Raw genomic sequence first — 26,601 nt, 5'->3', positions numbered from 1 at the left:
CTTGAATGTTAGCGAGTAAAAGGAGTATACTATATTCAAATAAACACTTGAATGAGAATGGAGTGAAAAAATGAATAAAAAAGATACCTGTGAGATTTATTGTTATGATGAAGAAAAGGTAAATCGAATACAAGGGGATTTACAATCAATTGACATTGTTAGTGTATCCCAAATGCTAAAAGCTATTGCAGATGAAAATAGAGCAAAAATTACCTACGCTTTGTGCCAAGATGAAGAACTATGTGTGTGCGATATAGCAAATATTGTAGGTGTTACTGTAGCGAATGCTTCTCATCATTTACGTACCCTCCACAAGCAAGGGATTGTTAAGTTCAGAAAAGAGGGAAAACTAGCATTTTATTCATTAGATGATGACCACATCAAACAGATAATGATGATTGCGTTAGCACATAAAAACGAGGTGAAAACCAATGTCTGATCAAACAGCAAAACTAAATGAACAAGAATTGAAAGCCTATCGTGTTCAAGGATTTACTTGTGCCAACTGTGCTGCCATTTTTGAAGATAATGTAAAAGATCTTCCTGGTGTTCAGAATGCGAAAGTAAACTTTGGAGCATCTAAAGTTTATGTTCAAGGGAATACAACGATTGAGGAATTGGAAAAAGCAGGGGCGTTTGAAAATTTAAAGATTCGGGATGAAAAAGAACAAAAAGTAGAGCGTGAACCATTCTGGAAACAGAAAGAAAACATTAAGGTATATATATCTGCCATTTTGCTTGTAGTCAGTTGGTTCTTAGGTGAGCAATATGGTGAGGAGCATATACTACCTTCGATTGGTTATGCAGCGTCTATTTTAATTGGGGGGTATTCGCTATTCATTAAAGGACTTAAAAATCTAAGCAGATTACTCTTTGATATGAATACGCTAATGACCATTGCGATTATAGGAGCTGCCCTTATTGGTGAGTGGGGTGAAGGAGCAACCGTTGTCATCTTATTTGCGATCAGTGAAGCGTTAGAGCGTTATTCAATGGATAAAGCTCGTCAATCAATTGAATCATTAATGGATATTGCTCCAAAAGAAGCATTGATTCGCCGTGGAAATGAAGAAATGATGATTCATGTTGATGAAATTCAAGTTGGAGACATCATGATTGTAAAGCCTGGCCAAAAATTAGCAATGGATGGAATCGTTATAAAAGGAACGTCCACGTTAAATCAGGCTGCTATTACTGGTGAAAGTGTTCCGGTAACGAAAACGATAGATGAAGAAGTTTTTGCGGGAACCTTAAATGAAGAAGGGTTACTTGAAGTTAAAGTGACAAAACGAGTAGAAGATACCACTCTTTCAAAAATCATTCACTTGGTAGAAGAAGCTCAAGCAGAACGGGCACCTTCTCAAGCGTTCGTCGATAAATTTGCGAAATACTATACACCAGTTATTGTGATCTTGGCTCTTTTAATTGCGGTTATTCCACCGTTATTTGGGGGAGATTGGAGCGAATGGGTTTATCAAGGTTTAGCTGTATTAGTAGTTGGTTGTCCATGTGCCTTGGTTGTTTCTACTCCAGTTGCGGTTGTAACTGCAATAGGAAATGCAGCAAAAAATGGAGTGTTAATTAAAGGTGGCATCCATTTAGAAGAAGCAGGGCATTTGAAGGCTATTGCTTTTGATAAAACAGGTACATTAACTAAAGGGATTCCTGCTGTAACAGACATTATGATATATGGTGGAAATGAAAATGAACAGTTAACCATTACAGCAGCGATTGAAAAAGGATCCCAACATCCATTAGCTTCAGCTATTATGCGGAAAGCAGAAGAAAAGGGATTAGACTTTAATGATGTAATAGTTGAAGACTTCCAATCTATTACAGGTAAAGGTGTAAAAGCCAAGGTAAATAACGAAATGTATTATGTTGGAAGTCCAGCACTTTTTGAAGAATTACACGGAAGCATTGAAAGTGATAGAAAACAAAAGATTACTGAAATGCAAACCCAAGGAAAAACCGTGATGGTACTAGGAACGGAGAAAGCGATTCTTTCGTTAATCGCCGTAGCCGATGAAATTAGGGAAACATCAAAAGAAGTCATTGGTAAATTGAATAATATTGGAATTGAAACGGTAATGTTGACAGGGGATAACAAAAGAACTGCATCAGCAATTGGGAAACAAGTTGGAGTTACTGATATAAAAGCTGATTTGCTACCAGAGGATAAGTTGAATTTTATTAAAGAACTTCGAGGAAAACATCAAAGTGTAGCAATGGTTGGGGATGGTGTGAATGATGCACCAGCACTTGCAGCTTCCACTGTTGGTGTAGCGATGGGTGGTGCTGGAACAGATACAGCATTAGAAACGGCTGATATTGCCTTAATGTCTGATGATTTAAGCAAATTGCCATATACAATAAAGTTAAGTCGTAAGGCTTTAGTAATCATCAAGCAAAATATTACCTTCTCTTTAGCGATTAAATTAGTGGCATTATTGTTAGTTATGCCTGGTTGGTTAACGCTATGGATAGCGATATTTGCAGATATGGGTGCAACATTACTTGTGACATTAAACAGTTTGCGATTGCTAAAAGTTAAAGAATAGAATCATATGTAAAAGGGATAGCAAGACGTTAACGGGCAGAATACTTGAAGAAAAGAATTTTAATATTATACTTGACCGTGTACCTTAGTACACGGTTTATTATGTTTATAGGGGTGAATAATTTGAGTTACCGAATTAGTGTGTTTGCCGAAAAATCCGGTGTAAATAAAGAGACAATTAGGTATTACGAAAAAAAATCATTATTAAAAGATCCTTCCCGAACGAATGAAGGTTATCGGATATATTCAGATGATGATGTTAAGCGTGTAAAATTTATTAAAAGACTGCAAAATCTTGGCTTTTCATTGAGTGAAATATATATATTACTTGGAGTTGTCGATAATGATGAAGTTCGCTGCAAAAATATATTTGAATTTGTATCAAAAAAAGAATTAGAAATTCAAGAACAAATTGCAGATTTAAAGCGTATTGAATCAATGTTAAAGGACTTAAAAAGTCGATGTCCAGATCAAAAGGCAATACATCAATGTCCTATTGTTGAATCTTTGATTTTTGATTGATTTTTAAATAGAGGAGGAAGAAAAGGTGAAAAAATATCGGATTAAAATCAACGGAATGACCTGTACAGGCTGTGAACAACATATTTATGCTGCTTTAACCAACATAGGTGCTTTAAATATCGAAACCAGTTTTAGACGTGGTGAATCGGTATTTGAAATACCAGATGATGTTAATGCTGAAAATGTAAGACAAGCAATTAAACAAGCAAAATATCAACCAGAAGACATAGAAGATATTTCAACACAGAAGCTAAAAGATATAGAGTTAGATATTAAAAGTGATTACGATTTACTTATCATTGGTTCAGGCGGGGCAGCTTTTTCTGCTGCCATTAAATCAATTGAATATGGGGCAAAAGTGGGGATGATTGAACGTGGAACTGTTGGTGGAACTTGCGTGAATGTTGGTTGTGTTCCATCAAAAACACTTCTTAGAGCAGGAGAAATCAATCATATAGCAAAAGCAAATCCATTTATAGGGTTACAAACATCTGTTGGAGAAGTCGATTTAGCCTCTTTGGTGAAGCAAAAGGATGAATTAGTTAGCGAACTTCGAAATCAAAAATATATAGACTTAATTGATGAATATGGTATTGATTTAATAAAGGGTGAAGCAAAATTTATTGATGAAAATACAGTTGAAGTAAATGGGGAGAAACATTCTGCTAAACGCTTTTTAATTGCAACAGGTGCTTCACCATCAATACCAACAATTTCAGGACTTGAAGAAGTAGATTATATTACAAGTACAACACTACTTGAATTAAAAAAGATGCCTAAGCGATTAACAGTAATGGGTTCAGGCTATATCGGGTTGGAACTTGGGCAACTGTTTCATAATTTAGGTTCAGAAGTAACTCTTATCCAAAGAAGTGATTGTCTTTTAAAAGAATATGATCCAGAGATTTCAGAAGCTGTAGAAAAGGTTTTGACAGAACAAGGTATAAACCTTTTGAAAGGGGCAACTTATGAGCGTGTAGAGCAAGTTGGAGCGGTAAAAAAGGTTTATGTAACGGTAGATGGCAAGAAAAAAGTTGTGGAATCAGAACAACTACTTGTTGCAACAGGAAGAAAACCAAATACGGATTCTTTAAATTTAAGTGCAGCAGGGGTTGAAGTCGGAAAACGAAATGAAATACTGATAAATGATTATGCCAGAACAAGTAATCAGAAGATTTATGCAGCAGGAGATGTAACATTAGGGCCGCAATTTGTATATGTAGCAGCCTATGAAGGTGGGGTTGTTGCTGATAATGCGATTGGTGGGTTAAATAAAAAATTAGATTTATCAGTTTTTCCTGCTGTCACATTTATAAATCCATCCATTGCAACAGTTGGTTTAACAGAGAAAAAGGCAAAAGAACAAGGCTATGAAGTAAAAACATCTGTACTATCTTTAGATTCCGTTCCAAGAGCATTAGTAAACCGTGAAACGACAGGTGTATTTAAGGTTGTTGCTGATGCTAAAACATTAAAAATTCTTGGAGTTCATATTGTATCTGAAAATGCAGGTGATGTGATTTATGCAGCGACATTAGCAGTTAAGTTTGGTTTAACCGTGGAGGATTTAAAAGATAGCCTTGCACCATATTTAACAATGGCAGAAGGACTAAGACTAACTGCTCTTACATTTGATAAAGATGTTTCGAAGCTATCTTGTTGTGCAGGGTAAATGTAAATAAATTAATATCATCGGAGGTATGTATGGATTATTGTGAAAATATGAGACAAATGATTGGGAATTCTTCACTAATTATTGTTCGGCCAAGTGTAGCTATTGTTAATCATTACGGAGAAATATTATTAAGTAGATATTCAGGAGCAACTTGGGGGATTCCGGGTGGAATTTTGCAGTTAAATGAGTCAGTTGAGGATTGTATTACACGAAAAGTCTTTCAAGAAATAGGCTTAAAGATAAAAGAGTTAAAATTATTTGGTGTCTATTCAGGAAAGGAATTAATAAATCGTGTCGAGGAAAGTGGAGACGAGTATCAAACGGTTGCAATTGGTTATTTATGTACCAAGTACGAAGGAGAAATAACACCTGAAAGCAACCAAGGAATAGAGGCACAATTTTTTGGATTAGATCATTTACCTGACGAGATTGACCCTTTTATTAAAGACAAGTTAGTTGGGGTAAAAGGTCAACTTGAAAAATAAAACTCTCTTATTAAGCCAAGGGGCGAATGCTTTACTTTATAATAGCATTGCCTTTTTTTGTTTACGTAGAATATTGTGAAGTATCACACCTTAAAGTAATGGGGCGAGATAACTTATCCTTTTTATATTTATTTCATCTTGTTTCTTTATTCTTTTTTCTATTATATGTAGCTGTCTTATTCTTCTTCTCCATGCTAAAAAGTCGGTAGCTACTGTTAAATAGTTGGTATCCAGAGCGGAAGGAAGAGTGAGGAAAAAAGAGCAGGCGAACAATATGTACTCAATCATTTTTCAATCGTAAAATCAATTATATTTCAGGCTGGATCCAATAGTGGTCCAGTCTTTTTGTTTTGTCCAATATCTCCTCAATCCCTTGTCCAGTAGGGGTTCAATCATCCTTGCTCATTCTTTTCTCTCTTCTAATATGTTGTTTTCCTCACTGCATAAACCCGTAGGGTTTCAGTTCTTTTTCGTGTATTTCTCAACGTGTTTTTTCAATCTTTTCTCTTGATTCTTCCCTCCATTATGGAAGAACTTTTTAACATTGTCTGAATATTCGATACGACCCAGAACGGAAAAAAGAGGGCGAAAATGGGGGTTTTGGGGAAGAACTATGTAGCAGAATGGAATGAAGAAAAAAGGCAAGATAAGAAGGGTGGGGCTTAGAGTCGCAAGGGTTTGAGGGGAGTGAGAGGGAGAGGAAGACGGGGAAGGACTTTTTAGCAGGGCAATATGAAGATCAAAGTCAAAAAATGATCAAACTTAATTCCAAAGCTACAGTTTGAACTATCAAATAAACACCCCATTAGATATTTTTATCTAATGGGGTGTTTTTCATATATGATTTAAGAAGTTCCTCCAAGTAAGGCTCTGCTTCTTCGAGAAGGTCTTTTTCCCCTTTATTCCACCTTTCGCGATTCGCATCTACTTGGAGAAAGGAGTTTAAAATCTCTGGTTTGCCTTTTGTCACTTTTTCAATCATTTTAAGCCATTCTTTAGCTAATTCAATGGCAAGTTTTGAATTTACAGGGACCCCAGCCCCTTTATATGAAGCAGCCTTGATGGCAAGTTTTCGAAACGTATGATAAAATTGGAAAACTTGCTGTTGAGAATCAAATATACTTTCAAATATAGTTAATTGAGTTTCTGAGAAGGGGTAGGTACTCCAAATAGACATATCGACTTTATTTAGCCCCTTCATAATTTTCGATAAAAGCTCCCAAGGAGGGGTATATCCTTCTGCAATTAATCTTTTGGAAGTGGAGACTGCATCGACTCTTCCCTGAATCTCTTCTAACTGTGAATATAAATGGGTTTCTTGTTTCGTGAGTATATTTAGTAATGCTTCTTTTTGATCATTGTAGTTGATTTCTTCTTTTATCTGTTTAAGAGAAAAACCTAAATTACGGTAAAAAGTAATTTGTTCTAATATACTCAATTCCTTTGTTGTATAATAGCGTCGATTATGTTCATCTCGACCGGCAGGTTTTAAGATTCCTTCATTATCATAGTATTGAATGGTTCGCTTAGTTAACCCTGATATGTTAGAAATATCACTTACATAATAGCGTTCCTTTTTCATATCTGGAGCTCCTTTATTCACTTATATTTGTTTCTACTTTCCCTAAAAAATCGTTGATATGCTGAGCTAGCTCATCTGGGTATTCACCATTAATAGCGTGAGAGGCATTTGCAAACATGACCATTTGACTTAATGGATTTTTCAAGTTTTCTATTCCAACTTCCATTGATTTCTTTGAATGATGCATCGTTGAATCTTCAGCTATAATACCTAATACTGGTATTTTTAATTCTTGCAATTGTTCTTCTGTTATTTTCTCAGGTAAAGGGAGTTTACTTTTATAGGTTCTCATACTTGTTTCAATCAGCTTACCTATTGGTTCATTTTCATCAGTTTCTGCACCGCCAGAAATATAACTTAACATCTTTTCCCGAATCGGTTTTGGTACAGCTGAGACAGAAGCCGGTATAGAAGCAAATATCATCTTTAAAGGAATCGGCCCAAAAACGTATACTGGATCTATTAATATGATAGAGGCAATTTTTGTTGAATTAAATAAGGTGACATTTACAACATTCCATCCCCCAAATGATAAGCCTGCAAGATGAACCGTTTCTTCTGGCAATTGTTCAATTACGTTATTCAAATAAGCAGCTTGGTCTGCAGCAGTTTTCAAACGCTTTGTGAGCACACTCAGTCCTGGTTCTCCTAGTAAATCTATCGTGTATACGGGTCTATCCTTCATTAGATCTTTCAAATTTGGTTCCCACATGGGGGTAGGGGCTGACTTTCCTGGTAACAGTAATAATGGAATTCTTGATTCCGTTCCTTCTTCTAAAAATTTATAAACCTTCACCTTTCCAAAATCAGTTTCTACCCAAAATTCTTCCTTTGGTTTAGGCAAATCCTCCATGGCAATATCGTATGCTTGGATAAACTCCTTTTCCCCTTCCTCAGATGTAAAACCTCCCAATGTGCCGTCATCACGAAAAAATAATCCAACAGCAAGCAACATGACAAACAATATCCCTATTATTATGATTACTAATGTTATTCTTCGTTTCCTTTTCATAAACTCAACTCCATGATCTATTTGCTTATAGCATAATCTATTACGCAACGTTATAAGCAAGTGATCATCTTTCTTTTTTAATATGAAGATTCAAAAGAAAAATCAATGGGCCAAAAACATTTAGCGTTCATTATTAAAAAAGAAGGTAAGTTTAAATCTTTCGGAAACGAGTCAAGAAATTGGAAAGCTTTGTTGGGCTATGTCTTTTAGGAGCGGTAAGTGTGGTTCTTTCGATTAAGTTGATTGTCAGAGTGGGGGATGTATAGTTTTAATATGGTATTGGAGGGGTGGGAGTTGCCAATTGAGTTGCATAAATATTTTTTTAACATATGGTAAAGTAAGGATATAATAAAGGATTTGTGAAAAAGTGTACTTACACTAACGCATCAGATAGTTGAACAAGCTACATAGTTTTATAATGAACTAGAAAGATATAATTAAGAAATAAGAAAGGGAGTTGGTGCGTTTGAGATATACTTGTCCCTGTTGTGGTTTTAAAACATTAGACGATCCTTTCAATTACGATATATGTGAGGTTTGTTATTGGGAAGATGACCCAACACAACTAGAATATCCAGCGTTGGAATTAGGTCCTAATGATGGAAGTTTATGTGAAGAACAAGCGAAAATTTTAAAAGCGATATCCGTTACAATTAAAGAATATAAGGGTTTTTCAAGAGATGATGAGTGGAGACCACTACATTCTGATGAATGTATTACACCCTCTAAACCCCATAAAAATGGGCTGGATTATTTTAACCTTATTGGTGAAGAACAATTAAAATATTATTGGGAAAAGTAAGCGAGCTCCTTTCACGAACGGGTGCGTTAGTTGAAGGGTGTTGTTTATCTTGTATAAAATGAAAAGAATAGGTTTTTGATTCTTTTCCAATGACAAAAATTTGAGCTTTTCTTTAATAACGATTCACTAAGTAAAGGGAGGATTGTATTGTGGGTAAGCGTTTATCAGAAATGTCACTTGAAGAATTGTGGGAACTATTTCCGGTTATTCTGAAAGAACATGATCCAATATGGAAAGATTGGTATTTACAAGAAGAAAAACTGCTAAAAAAAATCGATAATCAATATATTGAACGAATAAATCACATAGGAAGTACTTCTGTTAATGGGTTATTAGCAAAGCCAACGATAGATATATTGTTTGAAATCACAGAAGACTGCGATTTGAAGTTTTTAGTGAGTATGTTAGAGGAAAACGGATATATTTTTGAAAAGCAACCACAAAAGCCAGCACCTCATATGATGTTTATGAAAGGCTATACAGAAAAAGGATTTGCCGAAAAAGTATTTCATCTTCATGTTAGATACATAGGCGATTGGAATGAATTGTATTTTAGAGATTTTTTACAGCTGCATAAAGAGGTTGCTCAAGAATATAGTAACTTAAAACTGAGCTTAATAGACAAATATGAACATGACAGGGATGGATATACGGAAGCAAAAACAGAGTTTGTGAACAAATACACTAAAATGGCAAGAATTGAATTTGAAAACAAATATACTCCATACTAATGAGCTTTTACTTCCAACCAATCTTAAAAAAATATTGATTACATTAAACCTAGTAAGAGCCCGTTTTGATCAATCTTTATTCAAAACTGAGTTTTTATATCAAGTGCATTGTATAAGGATTCCAGAGACTGCTTCCAAGATTGTGATTGATTCACTAAACCGTTAGGGTGATAAAAATGATGAAAATTATGTTTTTGCTTGCAACATTTAGTATAGGCCTATTTGCATTCTTAGATAAGCATTTTTGGGGCTTCATGCTTGGGCTTGCATTCTTTTTTATCGGTTTATTTTTCATTAAGCCACGCTTTAAAAAAAATAACGATTAGCGTAATGGCAATTGGAGAAAGATTAACTTTCCTTATTAAACACTTTTAATCCAGATTTAGATTAAAAGTGTAAAAATTAAATTTAGTAAGCTTTTATGAAGATAAGAAAGCCCGCATATAGCGTCTATCAACGGTAGACCGAATAAGGAGTTGATCGACTCACTTCACCAAGACCCTTTTAGTGTGTCAAAAGGTCTCCAATTTCAATTCAGCGGTATAGAGTTGAAGGTTTTTAGTGCCTTTCGGTATTTTCCTTACTAATCAGATTGAAACATTTTCCTAAGGCTCACCGTATATAATGCTAATAAACAAAAGGAGGGGAGTTAATGAGTGTTGTAACAAATCAAGAAGATTCAATAAAAGTTGTATTTGTCTTTCAAAAAAATGAAGAGACAGAAGAAGTAACACTTAATACTGCTCAAATAACGGCATTATTGAATTCGAAACAGGTTTGGATTGAAAAATTTAGTGCTAACTTAAAAATAGAAAATACAGTTTGGTCTTATGCAAATAATCATATATCAATGCAAATTTATTTGAAATAATTGTTGTTGAAATTAAAGGCTTCTTAAAAGAATAAGACACTTCCAAAAAGAGCTTATATATCTCCCTGTAACTATTGGTTTCTGAAAGAGAAAAATTAGGACAAACATAGATGTATTCAGGTGGTTTTCCAATAATCATACAAGCGTTTGTTTAATATCAAAATCAACACCCATTTCAGGCTAGATCTAGTATCGAATCAGCCTGTTTCTTTTTGCCCAACACCCCACAATTGCTTATCAATATTATTTCGCAAATGGGCAAAGTTTAAGATCAAACTTTTTGCTAATGTTAATAAAGAATAAAAATGTAAGGGAGAATAAAATGACTGAATACGGTAAGTTATATGAAGTTAATGGTCGTTATGTTTTGCAATTTGAGCGTTTGTTTGCCTATAAACCTGAGGTTGTTTTCCGCTGTGTAACAGATCCTGATTACTTTACCAAGTGGTATCCGTTTGCAACAGGAGAGATGGATCTTAAGGAAGATGGCAAAATAGCTTTTGATGATGGTGAGGGGACGAAGTACGAAGGAATCATTACTGAATACCAACCACCTGCAGTTTTTGCTTTTCGTGAAGGTGCTGATTTGCTGAGAATTGAGTTGGAAAATAGCAGTGATGGGAGCAGAATGACTTTTAAGCATACGTTTGATGACCGGTCTTGGGCAGCGGCAACAGCTGCGGGATGGCATCGCTGTCTTGATGCATTGGTTATGTTGGTTAATGAACAGTCGCCTGAATGGCCGGATAACGGAGCGGAGTTAAGAGGTTTTTATCGGGAAGCATTTGATTCAAATTAAGTGGAAATGATTGAACTAATGCTCAAGGGTATACGAAGAAAGTTAATAGTGAATGAAAAATGGAAAAAAATAAATAAAATGGCTTTTTTGCGAGCATTCATACCAAGCCCATTTTGAGCAGGTTGTACCGCATTCGTTCATCATTTTTTTTCGGATATCTAGCTATTTTTATCACTTGCTTTACCCCTTTTGATATGATAAATCTTAATTATTCGTAGGATTTTTTTCATTACATTCTATCTTCAGTGAGTAAGGTGGCTTTTTTATGAAAACTAGTGAAATCGCTAAATTATCTAAGGTTCATCCAAATACCGTAAGACTTTATGAAGAATGGCAGTTTATTTCGCCTGTACCAAGAAAACCAAATGGTTACAGAGTTTATTCTGAACTTCATCTTAAACAAATGGAAATTTCTAGACTTGCTTTTAGACAAGAATTTATACAGAATAATCTTCGCAAAAAGGCAACAGAAATTGTTAGACTTAGTGGTCGCGAACAGTTCAAGGATAGCTTACGAGCAGCAGAATCCTATTTAACCTATTTGCAAACAGAATATGAGTTTGCTTTAAAAGCAATTGAAACGGTGAAAAATTTATTACAAAACAAATCGATTACTGGTCAAACGTACTCCCACAAGTCTGTTGCTTCTATGCTTCAGTTAACGGAAGAAACAATACGGAATTGGGAACGGAATCATCTGTATACTGTTAAAAGAAATGCACAAAATCGAAGAATCTATACAGAGCGTGATATCCAAAAATTACTTGTAATACGGACGTTACGCAGTGCACATTTCTCGATTACTAGCATTGCCCATTTATTTCAAGAAATGAAACAATCGAAAAAAAACACAGATATCCTGGAAATTTTACAAACGCCCACCTTTTCATCGGATTTTTTCCATGTAACTGACGATTTAATGAATCAATTAAAGATAGCAATGGATGACTTGAAATCAATCATTGCTATCTTAACAGAATTACAATAACGGGGATGGTGCTTCTTGATCCACTAATACGGTTAATTCATGCATCGCTCTTGTTGAAGCTATATACAGTAGTCCACGATCAAATTCGGTTTTATAATTGGTTTCATTCACAAAAGGTACAATGACAACATCAAATTCAAGACCTTTCGCATACTGAATCGTCGTTAAAAGTAGACCTGTTTCAAACTTTTCCGTTTGGCCATCCAGTACTGTAAAAGGTATGTTTAAATGTTCCTGCAAGATCTGTAAGTCTTCCTCCATCTTACAGATAATGGCCGTCGTTCGATAATCATTCTTCGCAATTTCATGAATCTGTTTCATCATTTGTTCAATTGTTAAATACATCCATTCTTTTGGCTCTTTCCCGTGTCTTGCAATTGGATGAATTTCCCCATTACGCATGAATTTTTTTGCATACATTGCGATTTCATACGATGATCGATAGGTGGTTGTTAATTCGACGTATTCTAGATTATTAAACATGGCTTCAAATCCCTCTTTTGATATCGTTTCATATGGTAAGAGGGCCTGACTAAAATCACCAATGATTGTTCGTTTACACGTAAACACTTTAGAAAGTACAGCATATTGGATCGGTGTATAATCCTGCATTTCATCTAGTAAAAAATGCTGTACGAGCTCATACTGCTTAATTCCTTTAAAATATAACTGTACAAAAAGATAAGGGTATACATCATTAAATTCAAAATGTTTTTTCGAAAACTGAAAAGAATCCTCCCCAAGTGTTTCGGTAAAAGATCGATAAATCTCTAATGGTGAAGAAAATAAGAGACGTTTTTTTAGACGCTTTATGATTTCATTTTTACTCGGTATTTTCCCTTCCCTATCCCACTTAGATTTAAGCACTTGAATGATATCATCTGCCATAAGTTCTAAACGTGTAATAATCGGTTCTTTTCGATATTGAAGGAAGCGACCTTGTAAATAATCAGCTTGTAGCGCTACACCAGCAATGGAGATGCTTTCGTTTTTAAGAAGCCTTGAGTCTAAGTTAGATAAAAAGGATTGTAGCTTTTGAACAAATGAATAATTCCCCTTCATTTTTGCACGTGAAGCCAACGGCCCATTTGGATTCGATAAAATCTCTTTTGTTTCTTCCTCAAATGATTTAAACGTTACATCAGCTGGTAATAAATTTGCCGTAAGCTCGTCCAATGTAAAGGAGCGAATTAGCTCTTCACCTAGTTCCGGTAGGACGTTAGAAATATAGTCACCGAATACTTTATTTGGCGACAAAATAAAAATACGTTCTGCTCGTAACGTATCACGGAATTTATATAAATAATAAGCTAAGCGATGCAAGGCAACGGCTGTTTTTCCAGAACCAGCGACTCCTTGAATGATGACATTATACGCTGATTCATTCCTTACAATTTTATTTTGTTCTCGTTGAATCGAAGTGACGATTGTTTTCATCTTATCATTTGTATGCTGATTTAATGTTTGTTGTAGTACTTGATCTTGTATCGTTAATGAGCTATCAAGCACATATTCTAGCTTAGAATTTTCAATTTTAATCTGACGTTTCTTAATCAGTTCCCCGTCAAATTGCTGATCCATCGCAATATAATAGGCCTCACCGATTTCAAATTCATAGTACATATTACAAATAGGTGCACGCCAATCGTAGATAAATTGTGTCCCTTCTTCATCGGCAAAACCGAAGCGCCCGATATAGAACGTCTCTGCTTCACTAGGATCGTCACCATGATATAAAAAATCAAATCGACCGAAGTATGGGGAATCTATCAGCTTTCTTACTTGCTCACGTTCCACCACTTGTGCGAAACCCTGTTTGTCTATCATACTTAAGGTTTGCTGGTAGTCATACACCTGGAATTTATCGAGTTCATTTTTATATTCAACCATATATTTTTGTAAATCCTTAAAATTGTGGTCTTGATCAATAATGTTTGATGAAAGCTTTTTATATGCCTTTGTTAATTCATTTATCGTTTTTTCAAGATAAGCAATTTCGCTTGTCTCCATCAAAAATTCCCTCCTTTTCAAGTGTATCACCAAATATAACAAAAAGATTCTCGTTGGTGTCTAAATGGATGGTTATATTTTTTAGATCTTAAATCTATTGTAACCAACAAGTTAAATACATCGTATTTTTCCTCTAATAATTAGTTATATCACCTCATATGAAAAAATATCCATATTTCGATTAACCTGACTCTATTGTGACTTAAGAAAAGGACCAACCTGTTAATGCCCCTGTTAGTTTATGGTTTAAGAGTAATTGTTCACAATATAGGCTCTAGCTTACTTAGGTTAGAAGTAGCAGTAATATACGGGTTTTTCAGCAAAATGATGCAGGGAAAACATCCATCACGAAAATTGTAACGGGTTTAATTCATCCTTTTGCAGGAGAGATTGTGTTGTTTGGTGAAAATATACAAAAAAACAAAAAGGTGGAGCTAATATAATGTCTGTGGCACTTAGAGAAGTATTAAAATCAGAAAAGAATATTTTAAAAAACCTTTACTCTTTGTACCTTCATGACCTTTCAAGATACACATCAACACTTGACATCGGGCCAGACGGCATTTTTGAATATGAGGGATTAGATCAGTTTTGGGAAGTAGATGGTCTCTCCCCATACTTCATCATGAAAGATATGAATATTATAGGGTTTATCCTCCTATTAGAGCGGCCTTTGTTAAAAAAAGATCATGATTTTGCAGTGAATGATCTTTTCATGCTTAAAAAATACAGAGGGCAAGGAAATAGCACGCAAGCTATGCAAGAGTTATTTGATAAGAGACAAGGAAAGTATTACGTCATTGAGTTGATAGAAAATAAACCCGCGGTATCGTTTTGGAAAAAAATATATAACGATTTCAATATTCAGTACGAAGAAAAGCAGGATCGTATTGACGATGAATTATGTCTGATCCAATCATTTAACATATAAATGTTCATCATAATGATTCAGGATGATAAGTGCTATGTAGCTTGATAGCATTTTTCCTATGAAGGTGACCATGGACAGAATTTTTATCTGATATAAAAAAATAAGAATTGCCTTAATGGGTGGGATGCAATCAGATCAACCCTGGTCCTTTAAAATACTGTCCTTTAAGCACTATTTTAAATGGCGCTCAAACGCATGTGTAGAATGAGTGATTATAAGAAAACGAAAGCAATAAACAAAGTAGATGAGAGATATTTTGAGGATAGACTTAAAGGCTTTATAATATAGCCCGAGCCAAACGCTAACGCTTGGCTCCCCCCTCAGCTATTTCCACATCATAATGACTCTTCAAAAAATCTATAAATAATTTAACATGACGTAAGTTCTCGACGAATGGATTATAAAATAGACTCGTTTCTCGATAATAGATGTCTTCTCCAAATTCATTTAATGAAATAGTGTATAAGTCGTCTTCGCCTTCGATACTGATGCCGGGTAGTACGGCGATACCAACATTATACTTTACCATCTCTTTGCATGTAGCGGCTTGATCTGTTTCGATGCTTGGGTGGATTGGTTGTTGAAAATTGGTACGCCACCATTTATCAATTAAGAGACTTAATGAAGGGTCTGTTTTATAGGTGATAAAGGGTAAGTGCGGGATATCCTCCTTTTTAAACGGTGTTTTCGATACGACAAATAATTCTTCAGTACAGAGTGTGTATTTCTTTGCATTTAAAGCGTAATTTCCCCGGATAATGGCTAAATGAATATCTTCTGCATTGAGTGCTTCTTTCATACCGCTACTCCATCCCGTTTTAAGTTGTATATGAATGTTAGGATAAAGTTCTTTAAAATCATTCAATATTTTAGGTAGATGATATAACGAGAACAAACCAGAAGCACCAATAGCAATGGTCCCCCGTGTATCCACTGTTAGATTAGCTAAACGGTCAACTAATAATCTTTCGGTATGGATGATATGTTCTGCGTGTTCATAAAGAATTCGCCCTTCCTCCGTAAAATCGATTCCTTTTGAGCCTCGTACGATTAATTCTATTTCATACTTTTTTTCTAATTGTTTAATACGATAAGTGATTGCAGGTTGGGATGTATATAAATGATTGGCTGTGTGCGTAATATTTTTTGTTTTGTACAAATCGATGAGCATGTGGCAATCGTTCAGATTCATAGAAACTCCTTTCCGCTTGAAATAAAAATTTTTTATAGGTATTACTGAAAACTATTTATTTTATTTATTAGAATATATCATATATTCTGTAAAAAAGATAAATAAAACGCTTTCAAAACTAAGAGAAAAGGGGGAGAGTTCTTTTGCTAGCTACTTTAGGATTTGTCTTGATTATTGTATTTACATATCTAATCATGAGTAATCGTTTGTCTCCAATTGTGGCATTGATCACCGTTCCGATCATCTTTGCTTTGTTTGGAGGGTTTGTTTCTTCGCTTGGCGACATGATGTTAGATGGGGTAAAGCAAGTCTCGCCAACTGCAGCTTTATTATTATTCGCTATTTTATATTTTGGTGTGATGATAGATGCAGGTTTATTCGATCCATTTATACGACGACTTTTAGCTATTGTCAAAGGGGATCCAGTTAAAATTGCTATAGGTACAGGGGCGTTAGCATTAGCAGTTGCATTAGATGGAGATGGAACAACAACGTACATGATTACAGTCTCAGCATTATTACCATTATATTTGAGAATAGGTATGAATCCATTAATTTTAGCAACCATCGCTATGATCTCTTTAAGTGTCATGAGTGGGATGACGCCGTGGGGTGGACCAGCAACACGGGCAATTGTTGCAACTGGTGTGGATGCGTCGGAGTTTTTTGTTCCATTGATTCCGTTAATGGTAGTTGGGGCGATATGGGTACTTTTCGTCGCCTATTTTTTAGGGAAGAGAGAACGTAACCGTGTAGGGATTCATGACATTTCCATTGATCATATCGTCCATACAGGTGAAGAAAGTGCCGGTAAACCGTCCCGTATCCGGTGGTGGACTAACTTAGTATTAACGGTTGTTATTATGGTCGTCCTCGTAAAAGGGGTTTGGCCACCGTCGGTTATTTTTATCCTTGGTTTTGCTATGGCATTAATGATTAACTTCCCGAAAAATAATGTGCAAAAAGAAATAATCATGAAGCATGCAGGGAATGCATTAATCGTCACAGCGCTTGTTTTTGCGGCTGGGATTTTTACAGGCATCTTATCGGGGACGGGTATGGTCACAGCGATGTCAAATGCGCTTATTTCTTTAATCCCTGACTCTTTAGGTTCACAATTTCCTTTAATTGTAGCGATTACAAGTATTCCTTTTACTTTTGTTATGTCCAATGACGCTTATTACTTTGGTGTTCTGCCAGTCTTAGCAGAAACGGCTACATCATTCGGAATTGATCCCATTGAAGTAGCAAGAGCGTCTGTACTTGGTCAACCAGTTCATCTTCTAAGTCCGTTAGTTGCTTCGACATTTTTATTAGTCGGAATGATTTCAAGAGAATTAGGAGAATACCAAAAGTATGCGGTTCTTTGGTGTTTCTTAACATCTGTTGTCTTAATAATAACAGCGGTCATTACTGGAGCCATTAGCGTTTAATCATTAGGAGGAAATATAATGCGCGCAATTTTCCCTATTGTCACAGTGGTAATTGTAGCAATTATTGGTGTAATTGTTTTCCATCTGCTCTCCTTCCCTATGCCTTGGATGTTAGGCTCTTTATTTGGTGTATTGCTCACACAGCTGATATGGAAAATACCGATGAAATGGCCTGTTATGATGCGAAATATTGGACTCCTAATAGTAGGGACGGCGATTGGTCAACTTTTTACTTTCAATATATTGATTGCTATGAAAGACACATTATTGTTTATGTTCATGCTCAACATTGTTTTAAGTTTATTTTGTTTGGCAATGGCGTATCTCTTGAAAAAATGGGCACGTATCCCATTTGCCACAGCGATAATAGCTAGCATTCCTGGTGGTTTATCGCAATTAGTCGTTTTTGCAGAAGAACAAAAGGATATTGATGTAACAGTAGTCACGTTTTTTCATGTTATTCGCGTCCTGTTTGTTGTTGGTCTCATTCCGATTATTGTTTCCCTAACAGGTGAAGTTCCGGGAGCACCCGCACAAGGTTCATCCAATCTTCTGCATAATCTTAGCTTAATCTTACTAGGATTGCTCTTGTTACCGATTGGAAAAAAATTAAGATTACCTGTGCCGCATTTTTTAACGCCTGTTCTGATCGGACTACTACTAAGTCTTTTTAAAGTAGACGTAGACCCAATGGATGGTCACTTGCTACATATAGCACAGCTTTGTATTGGTGCATACATTGGCTTACTTTTACATCCGAAATCTTTACGTTTACCTGTTCGTGTTTTAATTGGCGGGATCAGTAGCGCCATCTTACTGCTAGTCCTGACCTTTTTTATTGCAGAGGGGATGGTGTTCTTCTTTGATTTGGACTTTGCTACTAGTTATTTAAGTACTGCCCCGGGAGGTATGGATCAAATGGGGCTCATTGCTACAGCTTTACAAGCTGATGCAACACATGTGACGATTTTTCAATTATTTCGGATGTTATTTATTTATGTGATTATCCTACCAATATTAAAGTGGAAAATATTAAAGTGATAAAAAATATTTATGCTTATTACTAAAAATCCTGTATTTTATTTATCTCTAATTATTTCTTATAGTTAAAATATCAATAAAAAAGGGGATATGCTTGATGTTAAAATATGACGTCGTGATTGTTGGTGCAGGAAATGCGGCCTTATGTGCAGCGATATCTGCAAAAGAGCAAGGGAGTTCGGTACTCGTTTTAGAAAAAGGACCAATTGAAAAACGTGGTGGTAATTCATTTTTTACAGACGGTGCCATTCGTGTAGCTTATCAAGACTTAGAAGCCATTACGAAAGTGATTGATTTAGATCAAGAAACGATTAATAAAATTGATATGCCCGTATACGGAACAGAAGACTTTTATGAAGATATTATGCGTGTTTCAAAGAATCAAAGTAAACCAGAGCTGATTCGTCAATTAGTCGATCAATCTCTACCAACCATTGAATGGATGAAAACGCATGGGGTTGCGTTTGAGTTAAACTATGCGAATCAATCTTTTGAAAAAGAAGGGAAAATTCATTTCTGGGGCGGTTTACCAGTTAAAACCGTTGATAAAGGGATTGGTTTAATGCGCAGCTTATTTCATCGCTGTGAAGAGTTGGGAATTGAGGTTTGGTATGAAAGTGCAGCTACAAATATTGTCACGGAAAATGAGGCAGTAGTGGCGATTGAAGTGCAAAGAAAAGAGCAGCTGCAGACGATTCAATGTGAAAGTGTTGTTTTAGCATGTGGAAGTATAGAAGCAGACAACAAGAAACGTGCTGAGGCATTAGGAAGTGAGTGGAACGAAGCAATCGTTAGAGGGACGGAGTTTAACACGGGCGATGGCATTGATATGGCGATATCTATCGGTGCACAAACGTTTGGACAAAGGAATGGCTGTCACGCCATTGGAACTGATGCCAATGCACCAAGAGTAGGAGATTTCCAAAAACCAGGTGATATCTTTAAAAAACATTCTTACCCGTATAGTGTGATGGTGAATGTGGAAGGCAAACGCTTTGTAGACGAGGGAGCCGATTTCCGTAACTATACCTATGCAAAATACGGTAAAGAAATCTTAAAACAACCGAAAAATATTGCCTACCAAATTTATGATGCAAAAGTTCGCCCAATCTTGCGTGCGGAATATGATTTAGAAGAAGCAACAGTCTTTGAAGCAGCTACACTTGAAGCGCTTGCAGACCAATTAGATGTGAATAAAGAACAGTTTCTACAAACCATTCATGCATATAATGCAGCTATCCAAGAGGGCGAATTCAACCCTTCAGAAAAAGACGGTAAAGCGACAAAAGGCATTACCCCAGCTAAATCTAACTGGGCACAAACGATAAGTGAAGGACCATTCTATGCCTATCCTGTGACGTGTGGAATTACTTTCTCATTTTGGGGATTAGCGACAACAATAGAAGGGGAAGTAGTCAATCAAGTAAATGAACCGATCGAAGGTTTATATGCGGCTGGAGAAATGATTGGTGGTATTTTCTATGAGAATTACCCCGGTGGCTCGGGCTTAATGTCTGGCGCGGTTTTTGGCAAATTAGCTGGTGCAGCGGCTTCACGTCATGCCCAAAAAGTAAGATAATTTATTCAGAACGACTCCCAGTATGAAAAGGTGGGAGTCGTCTTGATATCCATTATGGATGGAGTAATGTTTTCACAGTCTGGTTAGCGACGTTATGATGCGAGGATTGTGCTAATTGCTCTAATACATAAAAGGTAGAAGGCATAGAGGTTGCCGCTCCTTGGTTTAATAAAATCGATTTCATTGATAAAATATAACTCAATTGCTCTTGTTCAGTAAGTTGTTGCCAACGTTCGCCATCCATCTGTTTATGATTTAAATCAGCCATTGTATACAGATTCATACCACTATATTTGCTTTGGGCATGCTCAACTTCATATAGTGTCGATAAATAAGCATCAACGTAGAAATCAGCCTTAGATAAATCCTTGTGGTAGATTGCACTCTTCAATTGAATCAGCATCGTTTGGGCCTGTTGAAGCAACGGTTGATCCAGTCCACTAGCCTCCGCTAAATCTCCTTGAAGCTGTTGTAGTTTGGCTAACTCTTTTCTCGTGTCATACACCTCTTCATGATCATGCATTGCTACATAACTTGTTTGTAAATAGTGATTGATCGATTGCAAACAATCGTTTCCTGACCTTTCATCATGAGCTAATGGGGTTTTTATAAAACATAAAAAAACCAATGCGATGACGAGCAAACTGACAAGTACATATTTTGCAGAAAAAAGAACGATTTTCATGCAAAACGCCTCCTTTATGAGTTAGACAAAGATAGTAAAGATTGACCTTTTTTTTATTATTGTATTCTAACGGTGTCTTAGTTAACCATTTAATAAACGATTTTGTTCGCCTCTGAAAAGAGCTTTTTCTGTTCGTTTAAGATTTCGGCTCACGAAAGGTATTTTCCTCCTCAAACAACCCTCTAGTATTTTTCTATAAAACTTTCTTTTTGGTCCATCGTACGGTCTAAGGTAGTAATGCAATGAGAGATATGGTATAACCCATTCCAACAAATGGTTTATGCTGATAAAATATAAATTAACACTTTTTGTTTAAATATGCCGTAGCGGTAATGGAGGGGCTGGACCATTTGCCCCTGTAGGAGCGGCGGTTGGCGGAATTGTAGGTAGTTCTGTAGGTGAATGGGCAACAAAGTATACTAGTAAATTTATAGGGGATGTTGGCGAAAAAGTAGGCGAAGTTTCACATGCAGTGAAAGACAAGGCGAAAGAGGCACTAGATGGCGCGAAAAATGTATTTAATGGTGCCACGAATGCCCTATTCGGGTGGCTATAAATTAATATAAAGGTAGTGTAGTGAGGTGTTATATATTATATGATGGGTTTTATCGCAGTATTGTTTGGAACGCTAGGGTTTTTTTTAATAGTTAATCTATTTTTTTCTTTTTTGTATTTGATTAGTCGAGCAGCAGGAGGTAAATTTTATAGCTGGATTGTGCACGATTTTGAATTCTTAATGATTTTATCATTACCTTTGTTTGGATTAACCGAAATAATCGCTAATGAACTCTATGAGAGATACAACGGTTTGGTAACAAGAATGCTATTGCTCATTTATGCTTTTTTAGTGTTCATTCTTGCTATAATTTGTTTTATATTCTTTTTCTATTTTGCGGATAAATGATAATCATCTAATGAAAGGAATAAAATATGAACTATACATTAACGGCTGAAGAATACATATTATCTCTTTTTTTACTAAATGGTGCTGAAGTTGCTCACTCTATTAAAGAAGAGGTGTTTGGAGAGATTTCGGAGAAAGAACTTGAAACTAGGCTTGATAGTGCAACTAGTGGATTAATATCTAAAGGTTTATTAACATTTGAAAATCAACAAGAAGAATGGATGAAACGTTCAAAAGTTTCATATTGGGTTTAACAAGAGTAAAAAGAGTCATTCGTTGCCAAATTGCTTCGGATGACGGAGTATTTAGCACTTCCCTATTTTGCCATGATTCGTTTTTTATCCAGAATGCTTTATACGATAATCGAATATATCACCTATATGAAAAAAATGATCATGCTGACTTGCCTGCATTAATAGACCTTAATCCCTATGTTGAAAGCGGGGAGCCATTTTCTATTAAAGAGCAACTTTTTGAGAGAGTAATAGATAAATTATTGGGTAATGAAGAATTAGCAAACGAAGAAATAGACCACTTTTCTTCTTAAAAGCTTTACAAGTAAAACATGGGAAATTAAACGCATTATACGATTATATTCTGGGTAGAAAGTTTCAATCGGATCTTTACTATACATAACATATGAAGAGGAGTCATGGTCTATAGAGTGAAAGACAAGGCGAAAGAGGCACTAGATGGCGCGAAAAATGTATTTAATGGTGCCGCGAATGCCCTATTCGGGTTGCTATAAATTAATGTATCGAGGTGATATTTATTATATGATGGGTTTTATCGCAGTATTGTTTGGAACGCTAGGATTTTTTTTAATAGTTAATCTATTTTTTTCTTTTTTGTATTTGATTAGTCGAGCAGCAGGGGGTAAATTTTATAGCTGGATTGTGTATGATTTTGAATTCTTAATGATTTTAGCATTACCTTTTTTTGGATTAACCGAATATGTTGCTAATGAATTCTATGAGAGATTCAACGGTTTTGTAACAAGAATGCTACTGCTTGTTTATGCATTATTAGTATTCATTCTTGCTATAATTTGTTTTATATTATTTGGTTATTTTGCTGATTTGGATTATAGGGGAGGGGAATAGTGTGCAATCAATAGAAGTGATTGGTGAGCTTATCCATTAAAATCAATCGGGAGTGTATTTTAGCGATTGCATTATGACAACCTTTTCTATTCGTGGTCATAGGTGTAGCCCCCTTTATAGCGCATTACAATAGGAAAAATTATGAATACAATTACTGGAGTATTCCATAAGAAGTAACTCAAGATATTGTGGGATGAAGGAAATACTTTAGTGGTTACTAAGATTAATCTTTTTCATATTCCACTATTCAAGGTAATGGGCAACTAAGAAACTTGTTAGGTAAGGGGGGGGGATAAATGAATATTCTTAATTTAGGAAGATTGAATAATACACCTCAAAATAAACTCATTAGAACGATGTTTTTTGCTTTTGCAGAATTTGAAAGAGATATTTTAAATTAAATATTAAATGTACTCGAGCTTATTCCATATAAATTATTCTAATAATTAAGTTTTTTCATTTTGCGATCCCCTCATTTGTTTTCTTTAAATGTCCTAATATGCAACTTTTTATTAATTTTACAATTCTTGGTATATTTATATACCAGGTTTGCTTTATAATGGGAAATATAGGATGAGGGTAGGTGATTTATATTAGAATGCATATCTATTTACTACTTAATTAAAGAATTTGAAAAGTATAATGACAAATAACTCCTCATAAAGATTTCCTTTATTTTATTTTCCTATACCTCAAGTACGATGTAACAATAAATTAAATCAATTTATAATACCCACAATTGTTAAATTAGCTAACGAAAAATATAGAGTGTGGATTTTAGCAACAATCATCCATATGATCCTTTTAAGGTATTAATTACTTATAATTTTAATATTATGATATTTATATACAGTGTTAAGTGTAGTACCTTTTAATACACATGTAGTATTAAATAAATTAAAAACGCTTGTGATAATTATGAACGCACAGTTTAAAAGGTGTACTGGAATGAATAGTCTTATTAATAATAAATACCTAATCAATTATTATATCTGAGGGAACTATTTACCCGATTTGAAGAAGGTTGGTTTAAAAAGAAGGACCATATAGAAAATTACTACAGAATTCAAAGGGGGGGTATGGATAAACTTGAACAAAAATAATTTCTTAAAACGACTTAAAAATAGCTTGAAGTTTATGTCTGAAAAAGAACAAAAAGATATATTAGAAGAATATATAATACATTTTACAGAAGGGAAAAGTGAAAATAAGAGTGAAGAGGAGATATCTAAAGAATTAGGAAACCCTGAAGAAATCGCTAAAGAATTAAACGCTGTTTATGCGATTAATAAGATTGAGGAGAATAAAAACTTAAGAAGTATACTTACAGCATTGCTGACAATTATGGGATTAAGCGTAATGAATTGCTTTATTATTATAGTGAGTTTAATCTTTTTGATATTACTAACACCATTTATATTGGCCTATATAATTAGTGTACCTATAATGATACTCTCTCCCATAATTTTAATTATAATGGGATTTGTTAATGAATTTACAATAGGATTTGCAGAAATTCTCGAGTCCATAAAAGGTCTAATTATAGGTTCAATTTTAGCACTCCTAGGGTATTATATAGGGAGGTCATTTGTTAGATTATTTATTAAATACCTAAGATGGCATACGTCAATTGCAAGGGGGAAGAATGGAATATGAAAAGATTGTTTTGTATCCTAATACTCTTTATGTTAAGTGCATGTTCAAATGGAGAAAGTATTGACACTACAGAAGATGAAATGCTTGATACCAAGAATGTAGACATTCCTAGTATTATTTTTACTTCCAATAAGCAAAACAGTGTAATTGATGAAAAAGAAATGAAATCAAGCATAAAAACTTACCTAGACACTTATGAAGCATTATATCTTGCAAGTTATCCATTTCAAGGAAAGATAGATGATGAAATAAAATTGACTCAAAGTGAATTGGACAAATTAGACCAAATTTACAGACTTACAAAAGAAAATGATGAAAATTTCTCCAATTATATTTCACAAAATACATTACCTGAAGGTTATCTAGAGGAGTCTGAAAGAATTAGCAGATATATTACAGGTATAAATGAGATGCTGTATGAAATAGATATAATGCTCAATCAACTTACAGACGACATAGATAAAGGAGTTATTCCAACAATAAACTTAGATTCAATAACAAAAAAAAGTGATGTCGTGAATGGAAGAGAACAGAAAAAAATAGAAGAATTCCTTGAGCGTAAAGATATTGATACTAATGCATTCGGGGAGAATTCACTAAGAAAATCAGAATAATCTTATTTGTTTCTAGATGTACAAAAAAGTGTGCCCAGATTTAGTTTTTGGTACACTTTTTTCTTTGTATTTCGTACGGGAAAGGCTCCTTTTAGCATTGCCATTCTTCCTTAGATATTCTTTTTAAGTGATATTTCCAATGAATGATTGAAATGTAAAAGTATATATTTGTAAAAAATATAACTATTGGTATAATTTAAACAAAACGTGTTGATCGTAAAACTTAAAAATATGAGCAATATAACTCTAAAATTCATAGCTAATAACATACCTTAGAATATATAAGTAACGCAAACCCATAAATCACACCAACTAATGTAAGTTATAACCCACACAAATACTCACAGCCAATTACATATAAATCATAAGAGAGGGTGCATCCACTAATGAAAAAGTTTTTCTTGAATTTGATGAGCATTATTTCTTTTTCCCCCTTTATTACGCAAGTCACGCAAGAGGATGTAACACATAATCTGCGGAAGTTGAAGGAGTATAGTTGGTTTAATGCTTATTTGGAGAATGAGATTTTTCGAAACTTAATCGTCCATAATGACCGTGTACGGAATGTGATTGGTGAATTTAACGAAAAGAGATTTAGCCATTGTTCTTATCAGAAGAAGATGAACAAGAGGTTAAATGCAGTGTTATTGAATGAGGAAGTCCGAACGACTGTGTAATCGTTCGGATTTCTGTTTGTATGTTCCCCTTTTTTACAAGTTGTTTTTGTTTCGAGATAGGATAATCGGATTGACTGCAATTTGCTGCAGAAAAGTCTCTTTCTCCACCTTACTACAATCCTCTTGATTGGATTTTCTCAACAAAAAAGCCCCTCTATCTATTAATAAATGAGAGATTCATACGCGACATTCACTAGAGTTGAGACCATTCGATTTGCTCAATACATGTATCCGTGGAGTCTAAATATTCCTTCCCATTTCTCTTTATGAAATAGTGGTCGATATAAATCGCTCTCCTTCAGTATTTCACCGGGCCATTCCCTCCACCTTTCTGAATAAGAGAATGACATATTTATAATATTGTGAATTTTATAGATGGATTAGCGTGAAACTGTCAAAACAAATTCTTCATGAGTGATATATATCATCAGAATCAAGCCATGCGCGAAATTTATGTAGATGATAATAATGCTTGCCATTAAGCGTAACTTTTGGTGCGTGAGGATGCTTCTCCAACAGATCTTTCATATCTTCTTCACTTAAGTAAAAGTAAAGATGAAGGTGGCTCTGTTCCACAAGTAAACTATTCATATTTGCTTCGGTCTTGCTCTTAAATTGCTTTAAGCCATTGCCTATGAAATAGCCAAGTAATGCTAAACCGACGGCAATCCAGAAAAAATTCAACTCGAATTCCAATTTGTACGCCCCCTTAAATATATATATATATCTACTTTAACATGTCCTAATAA

Annotated in this window: 27 protein-coding genes; 21 read left to right on the top strand and 6 right to left on the bottom strand. The window is 34.9% G+C overall.

Annotated elements, in window-relative coordinates:
• Positions 1-70 precede the first annotated feature (70 nt).
• The 5 genes from H9655_RS11160 (at position 71) to H9655_RS11140 (ending at position 5,242) form a co-directional block, all read left to right on the top strand.
• A complete protein-coding gene (locus tag H9655_RS11160) occupies positions 71-439 on the top strand; it encodes an ArsR/SmtB family transcription factor (RefSeq protein WP_019156605.1) in 369 nt (122 codons plus the stop codon).
• Complete coding sequence (locus tag H9655_RS11155; protein ID WP_019156604.1) at positions 432-2,561, top strand: heavy metal translocating P-type ATPase; 2,130 nt, start codon at positions 432-434, stop codon at positions 2,559-2,561. Before H9655_RS11160 ends, H9655_RS11155 begins: the two co-directional genes overlap by 8 nt.
• Positions 2,562-2,683: 122 nt before the next feature.
• Positions 2,684-3,082: an Hg(II)-responsive transcriptional regulator gene (gene merR / locus H9655_RS11150; RefSeq protein WP_026682624.1), complete on the top strand. Its 399-nt coding sequence runs from the start codon at positions 2,684-2,686 to the stop codon at positions 3,080-3,082.
• Between the two features lie 55 nt (positions 3,083-3,137).
• The gene (gene merA, locus H9655_RS11145; protein WP_225230588.1) at positions 3,138-4,754 is read left to right on the top strand and encodes a mercury(II) reductase; all 1,617 of its coding nucleotides are present in this window, start codon (positions 3,138-3,140) and stop codon (positions 4,752-4,754) included.
• A 32-nt stretch (positions 4,755-4,786) separates the two neighbouring features.
• On the top strand, positions 4,787-5,242 hold the full coding sequence (locus tag H9655_RS11140) for an NUDIX domain-containing protein (protein WP_026682622.1): 456 nt from the start codon (positions 4,787-4,789) through the stop codon (positions 5,240-5,242).
• 805 nt (positions 5,243-6,047) lie between these two features.
• On the opposite strand, the gene H9655_RS11135 is transcribed toward H9655_RS11140, so the two are convergent.
• Together H9655_RS11135 and H9655_RS11130 are read right to left on the bottom strand one after the other, a co-directional pair.
• Entirely contained in the window at positions 6,048-6,824 is a 777-nt protein-coding gene (locus H9655_RS11135) for a MerR family transcriptional regulator (protein ID WP_191813924.1), read from the bottom strand.
• Between the two features lie 13 nt (positions 6,825-6,837).
• Positions 6,838-7,779: an alpha/beta fold hydrolase gene (locus tag H9655_RS11130; protein ID WP_225230587.1), complete on the bottom strand. Its 942-nt coding sequence runs from the start codon at positions 7,777-7,779 to the stop codon at positions 6,838-6,840.
• Between the two features lie 523 nt (positions 7,780-8,302).
• Between H9655_RS11130 and H9655_RS22720 the strand changes: the two genes are divergently transcribed.
• From H9655_RS22720 to H9655_RS11100, 6 genes are all read left to right on the top strand, one after another.
• Complete coding sequence (locus H9655_RS22720; protein WP_191813920.1) at positions 8,303-8,638, top strand: CPCC family cysteine-rich protein; 336 nt, start codon at positions 8,303-8,305, stop codon at positions 8,636-8,638.
• Between the two features lie 149 nt (positions 8,639-8,787).
• A complete protein-coding gene (locus H9655_RS11120; RefSeq protein ID WP_191813918.1) occupies positions 8,788-9,369 on the top strand; it encodes a GrpB family protein in 582 nt (193 codons plus the stop codon).
• Positions 9,370-9,545: 176 nt separating this feature from the next.
• Positions 9,546-9,695 carry a hypothetical protein gene (locus tag H9655_RS11115; protein ID WP_191813915.1) on the top strand — a complete coding sequence of 50 codons (150 nt, stop codon included), beginning with the start codon at positions 9,546-9,548 and terminating at the stop codon, positions 9,693-9,695.
• Positions 9,696-10,021: 326 nt separating this feature from the next.
• Positions 10,022-10,240, top strand: coding sequence for a hypothetical protein (locus tag H9655_RS11110; protein WP_191813913.1), 219 nt, complete (start codon positions 10,022-10,024; stop codon positions 10,238-10,240).
• 322 nt (positions 10,241-10,562) lie between these two features.
• A complete protein-coding gene (locus H9655_RS11105) occupies positions 10,563-11,039 on the top strand; it encodes an SRPBCC family protein (protein ID WP_191813911.1) in 477 nt (158 codons plus the stop codon).
• A gap of 265 nt (positions 11,040-11,304) precedes the next feature.
• A complete protein-coding gene (locus H9655_RS11100) occupies positions 11,305-12,027 on the top strand; it encodes a MerR family transcriptional regulator (protein WP_191813909.1) in 723 nt (240 codons plus the stop codon).
• Here the strand turns inward: H9655_RS11100 and H9655_RS11095 are convergent.
• Positions 12,019-14,037, bottom strand: coding sequence for a HelD family protein (locus tag H9655_RS11095; protein ID WP_191813907.1), 2,019 nt, complete (start codon positions 14,035-14,037; stop codon positions 12,019-12,021). The two genes, H9655_RS11100 and H9655_RS11095, sit on opposite strands and share 9 nt — an antisense overlap.
• A gap of 442 nt (positions 14,038-14,479) precedes the next feature.
• On the opposite strand from H9655_RS11095, the gene H9655_RS11090 reads away from it, so the two are divergent.
• Positions 14,480-14,968 carry a GNAT family N-acetyltransferase gene (locus tag H9655_RS11090; protein ID WP_191813905.1) on the top strand — a complete coding sequence of 163 codons (489 nt, stop codon included), beginning with the start codon at positions 14,480-14,482 and terminating at the stop codon, positions 14,966-14,968.
• Positions 14,969-15,269: 301 nt separating this feature from the next.
• Here the strand turns inward: H9655_RS11090 and H9655_RS11085 are convergent, their stop codons facing one another.
• Positions 15,270-16,160, bottom strand: coding sequence for a LysR family transcriptional regulator (locus tag H9655_RS11085; protein ID WP_191813903.1), 891 nt, complete (start codon positions 16,158-16,160; stop codon positions 15,270-15,272).
• Positions 16,161-16,303: 143 nt separating this feature from the next.
• On the opposite strand from H9655_RS11085, the gene H9655_RS11080 reads away from it, so the two are divergent.
• The 3 genes from H9655_RS11080 (at position 16,304) to tcuA (ending at position 20,213) form a co-directional block, all read left to right on the top strand.
• On the top strand, positions 16,304-17,593 hold the full coding sequence (locus H9655_RS11080) for a CitMHS family transporter (RefSeq protein WP_191813901.1): 1,290 nt from the start codon (positions 16,304-16,306) through the stop codon (positions 17,591-17,593).
• Between the two features lie 18 nt (positions 17,594-17,611).
• The gene (locus tag H9655_RS11075) at positions 17,612-18,634 is read left to right on the top strand and encodes an AbrB family transcriptional regulator (RefSeq protein WP_191813899.1); all 1,023 of its coding nucleotides are present in this window, start codon (positions 17,612-17,614) and stop codon (positions 18,632-18,634) included.
• Positions 18,635-18,731: 97 nt separating this feature from the next.
• Positions 18,732-20,213: an FAD-dependent tricarballylate dehydrogenase TcuA gene (gene tcuA / locus H9655_RS11070; protein WP_191813897.1), complete on the top strand. Its 1,482-nt coding sequence runs from the start codon at positions 18,732-18,734 to the stop codon at positions 20,211-20,213.
• 52 nt (positions 20,214-20,265) lie between these two features.
• On the opposite strand, the gene H9655_RS11065 is transcribed toward tcuA, so the two are convergent.
• Entirely contained in the window at positions 20,266-20,898 is a 633-nt protein-coding gene (locus H9655_RS11065; RefSeq protein ID WP_191813895.1) for a D-alanine--D-alanine ligase, read from the bottom strand.
• Between the two features lie 930 nt (positions 20,899-21,828).
• Here H9655_RS11065 and H9655_RS11055 point away from each other — a divergent pair.
• From H9655_RS11055 to H9655_RS11030, 6 genes are all read left to right on the top strand, one after another.
• Positions 21,829-22,056, top strand: a complete 228-nt coding sequence (locus H9655_RS11055; RefSeq protein WP_191813893.1) for a hypothetical protein — start codon at positions 21,829-21,831, stop codon at positions 22,054-22,056.
• Positions 22,020-22,349, top strand: a complete 330-nt coding sequence (locus tag H9655_RS11050; RefSeq protein WP_225230573.1) for a hypothetical protein — start codon at positions 22,020-22,022, stop codon at positions 22,347-22,349. The genes H9655_RS11055 and H9655_RS11050 overlap by 37 nt, the downstream gene beginning before the upstream one ends.
• 229 nt (positions 22,350-22,578) lie before the next feature.
• On the top strand, positions 22,579-22,905 hold the full coding sequence (locus H9655_RS11045; RefSeq protein ID WP_225230572.1) for a hypothetical protein: 327 nt from the start codon (positions 22,579-22,581) through the stop codon (positions 22,903-22,905).
• Positions 22,906-23,994: 1,089 nt separating this feature from the next.
• Positions 23,995-24,561: an HAAS signaling domain-containing protein gene (locus H9655_RS11040; RefSeq protein ID WP_191813888.1), complete on the top strand. Its 567-nt coding sequence runs from the start codon at positions 23,995-23,997 to the stop codon at positions 24,559-24,561.
• The gene (locus H9655_RS11035; RefSeq protein ID WP_191813886.1) at positions 24,558-25,175 is read left to right on the top strand and encodes an NDxxF motif lipoprotein; all 618 of its coding nucleotides are present in this window, start codon (positions 24,558-24,560) and stop codon (positions 25,173-25,175) included. Before H9655_RS11040 ends, H9655_RS11035 begins: the two co-directional genes overlap by 4 nt.
• Positions 25,176-25,561: 386 nt before the next feature.
• The gene (locus H9655_RS11030) at positions 25,562-25,852 is read left to right on the top strand and encodes a hypothetical protein (RefSeq protein ID WP_191813884.1); all 291 of its coding nucleotides are present in this window, start codon (positions 25,562-25,564) and stop codon (positions 25,850-25,852) included.
• A 408-nt stretch (positions 25,853-26,260) separates the two neighbouring features.
• Here the strand turns inward: H9655_RS11030 and H9655_RS11025 are convergent, their stop codons facing one another.
• On the bottom strand, positions 26,261-26,548 hold the full coding sequence (locus H9655_RS11025) for a DNA-binding protein (protein ID WP_225230571.1): 288 nt from the start codon (positions 26,546-26,548) through the stop codon (positions 26,261-26,263).
• Positions 26,549-26,601 lie beyond the last annotated feature (53 nt).

The organism is Cytobacillus stercorigallinarum (genome assembly GCF_014836495.1).
Lineage (GTDB): Bacteria > Bacillota > Bacilli > Bacillales > Cytobacillaceae > Cytobacillus > Cytobacillus stercorigallinarum.
This window is presented reverse-complemented; position numbering and strand designations above follow the sequence as displayed.

Excerpts from the sequence above, each read along its gene's own strand:
- H9655_RS11160 (WP_019156605.1), top strand. The coding sequence starts at position 71 with ATGAATAAAAAAGATACCTGTGAGATTTATTGTTATGATGAAGAAAAG.
- H9655_RS11155 (WP_019156604.1), top strand. The coding sequence starts at position 432 with ATGTCTGATCAAACAGCAAAACTAAATGAACAAGAATTGAAAGCCTAT.
- merA (WP_225230588.1), top strand. The coding sequence starts at position 3,138 with ATGACCTGTACAGGCTGTGAACAACATATTTATGCTGCTTTAACCAAC.
- H9655_RS11140 (WP_026682622.1), top strand. The coding sequence starts at position 4,787 with ATGGATTATTGTGAAAATATGAGACAAATGATTGGGAATTCTTCACTA.
- H9655_RS11135 (WP_191813924.1), bottom strand. The coding sequence starts at position 6,824 with ATGAAAAAGGAACGCTATTATGTAAGTGATATTTCTAACATATCAGGG.
- H9655_RS11130 (WP_225230587.1), bottom strand. The coding sequence starts at position 7,779 with ATGTTGCTTGCTGTTGGATTATTTTTTCGTGATGACGGCACATTGGGA.
- H9655_RS11115 (WP_191813915.1), top strand. The coding sequence starts at position 9,546 with ATGATGAAAATTATGTTTTTGCTTGCAACATTTAGTATAGGCCTATTT.
- H9655_RS11110 (WP_191813913.1), top strand. The coding sequence starts at position 10,022 with ATGAGTGTTGTAACAAATCAAGAAGATTCAATAAAAGTTGTATTTGTC.
- H9655_RS11105 (WP_191813911.1), top strand. The coding sequence starts at position 10,563 with ATGACTGAATACGGTAAGTTATATGAAGTTAATGGTCGTTATGTTTTG.
- H9655_RS11100 (WP_191813909.1), top strand. The coding sequence starts at position 11,305 with ATGAAAACTAGTGAAATCGCTAAATTATCTAAGGTTCATCCAAATACC.
- H9655_RS11095 (WP_191813907.1), bottom strand. The coding sequence starts at position 14,037 with ATGGAGACAAGCGAAATTGCTTATCTTGAAAAAACGATAAATGAATTA.
- H9655_RS11090 (WP_191813905.1), top strand. The coding sequence starts at position 14,480 with ATGTCTGTGGCACTTAGAGAAGTATTAAAATCAGAAAAGAATATTTTA.
- H9655_RS11085 (WP_191813903.1), bottom strand. The coding sequence starts at position 16,160 with ATGAATCTGAACGATTGCCACATGCTCATCGATTTGTACAAAACAAAA.
- H9655_RS11075 (WP_191813899.1), top strand. The coding sequence starts at position 17,612 with ATGCGCGCAATTTTCCCTATTGTCACAGTGGTAATTGTAGCAATTATT.
- tcuA (WP_191813897.1), top strand. The coding sequence starts at position 18,732 with ATGTTAAAATATGACGTCGTGATTGTTGGTGCAGGAAATGCGGCCTTA.
- H9655_RS11065 (WP_191813895.1), bottom strand. The coding sequence starts at position 20,898 with ATGAAAATCGTTCTTTTTTCTGCAAAATATGTACTTGTCAGTTTGCTC.
- H9655_RS11055 (WP_191813893.1), top strand. The coding sequence starts at position 21,829 with ATGAACTATACATTAACGGCTGAAGAATACATATTATCTCTTTTTTTA.
- H9655_RS11050 (WP_225230573.1), top strand. The coding sequence starts at position 22,020 with ATGGATGAAACGTTCAAAAGTTTCATATTGGGTTTAACAAGAGTAAAA.
- H9655_RS11045 (WP_225230572.1), top strand. The coding sequence starts at position 22,579 with ATGATGGGTTTTATCGCAGTATTGTTTGGAACGCTAGGATTTTTTTTA.
- H9655_RS11035 (WP_191813886.1), top strand. The coding sequence starts at position 24,558 with ATGAAAAGATTGTTTTGTATCCTAATACTCTTTATGTTAAGTGCATGT.
- H9655_RS11030 (WP_191813884.1), top strand. The coding sequence starts at position 25,562 with ATGAAAAAGTTTTTCTTGAATTTGATGAGCATTATTTCTTTTTCCCCC.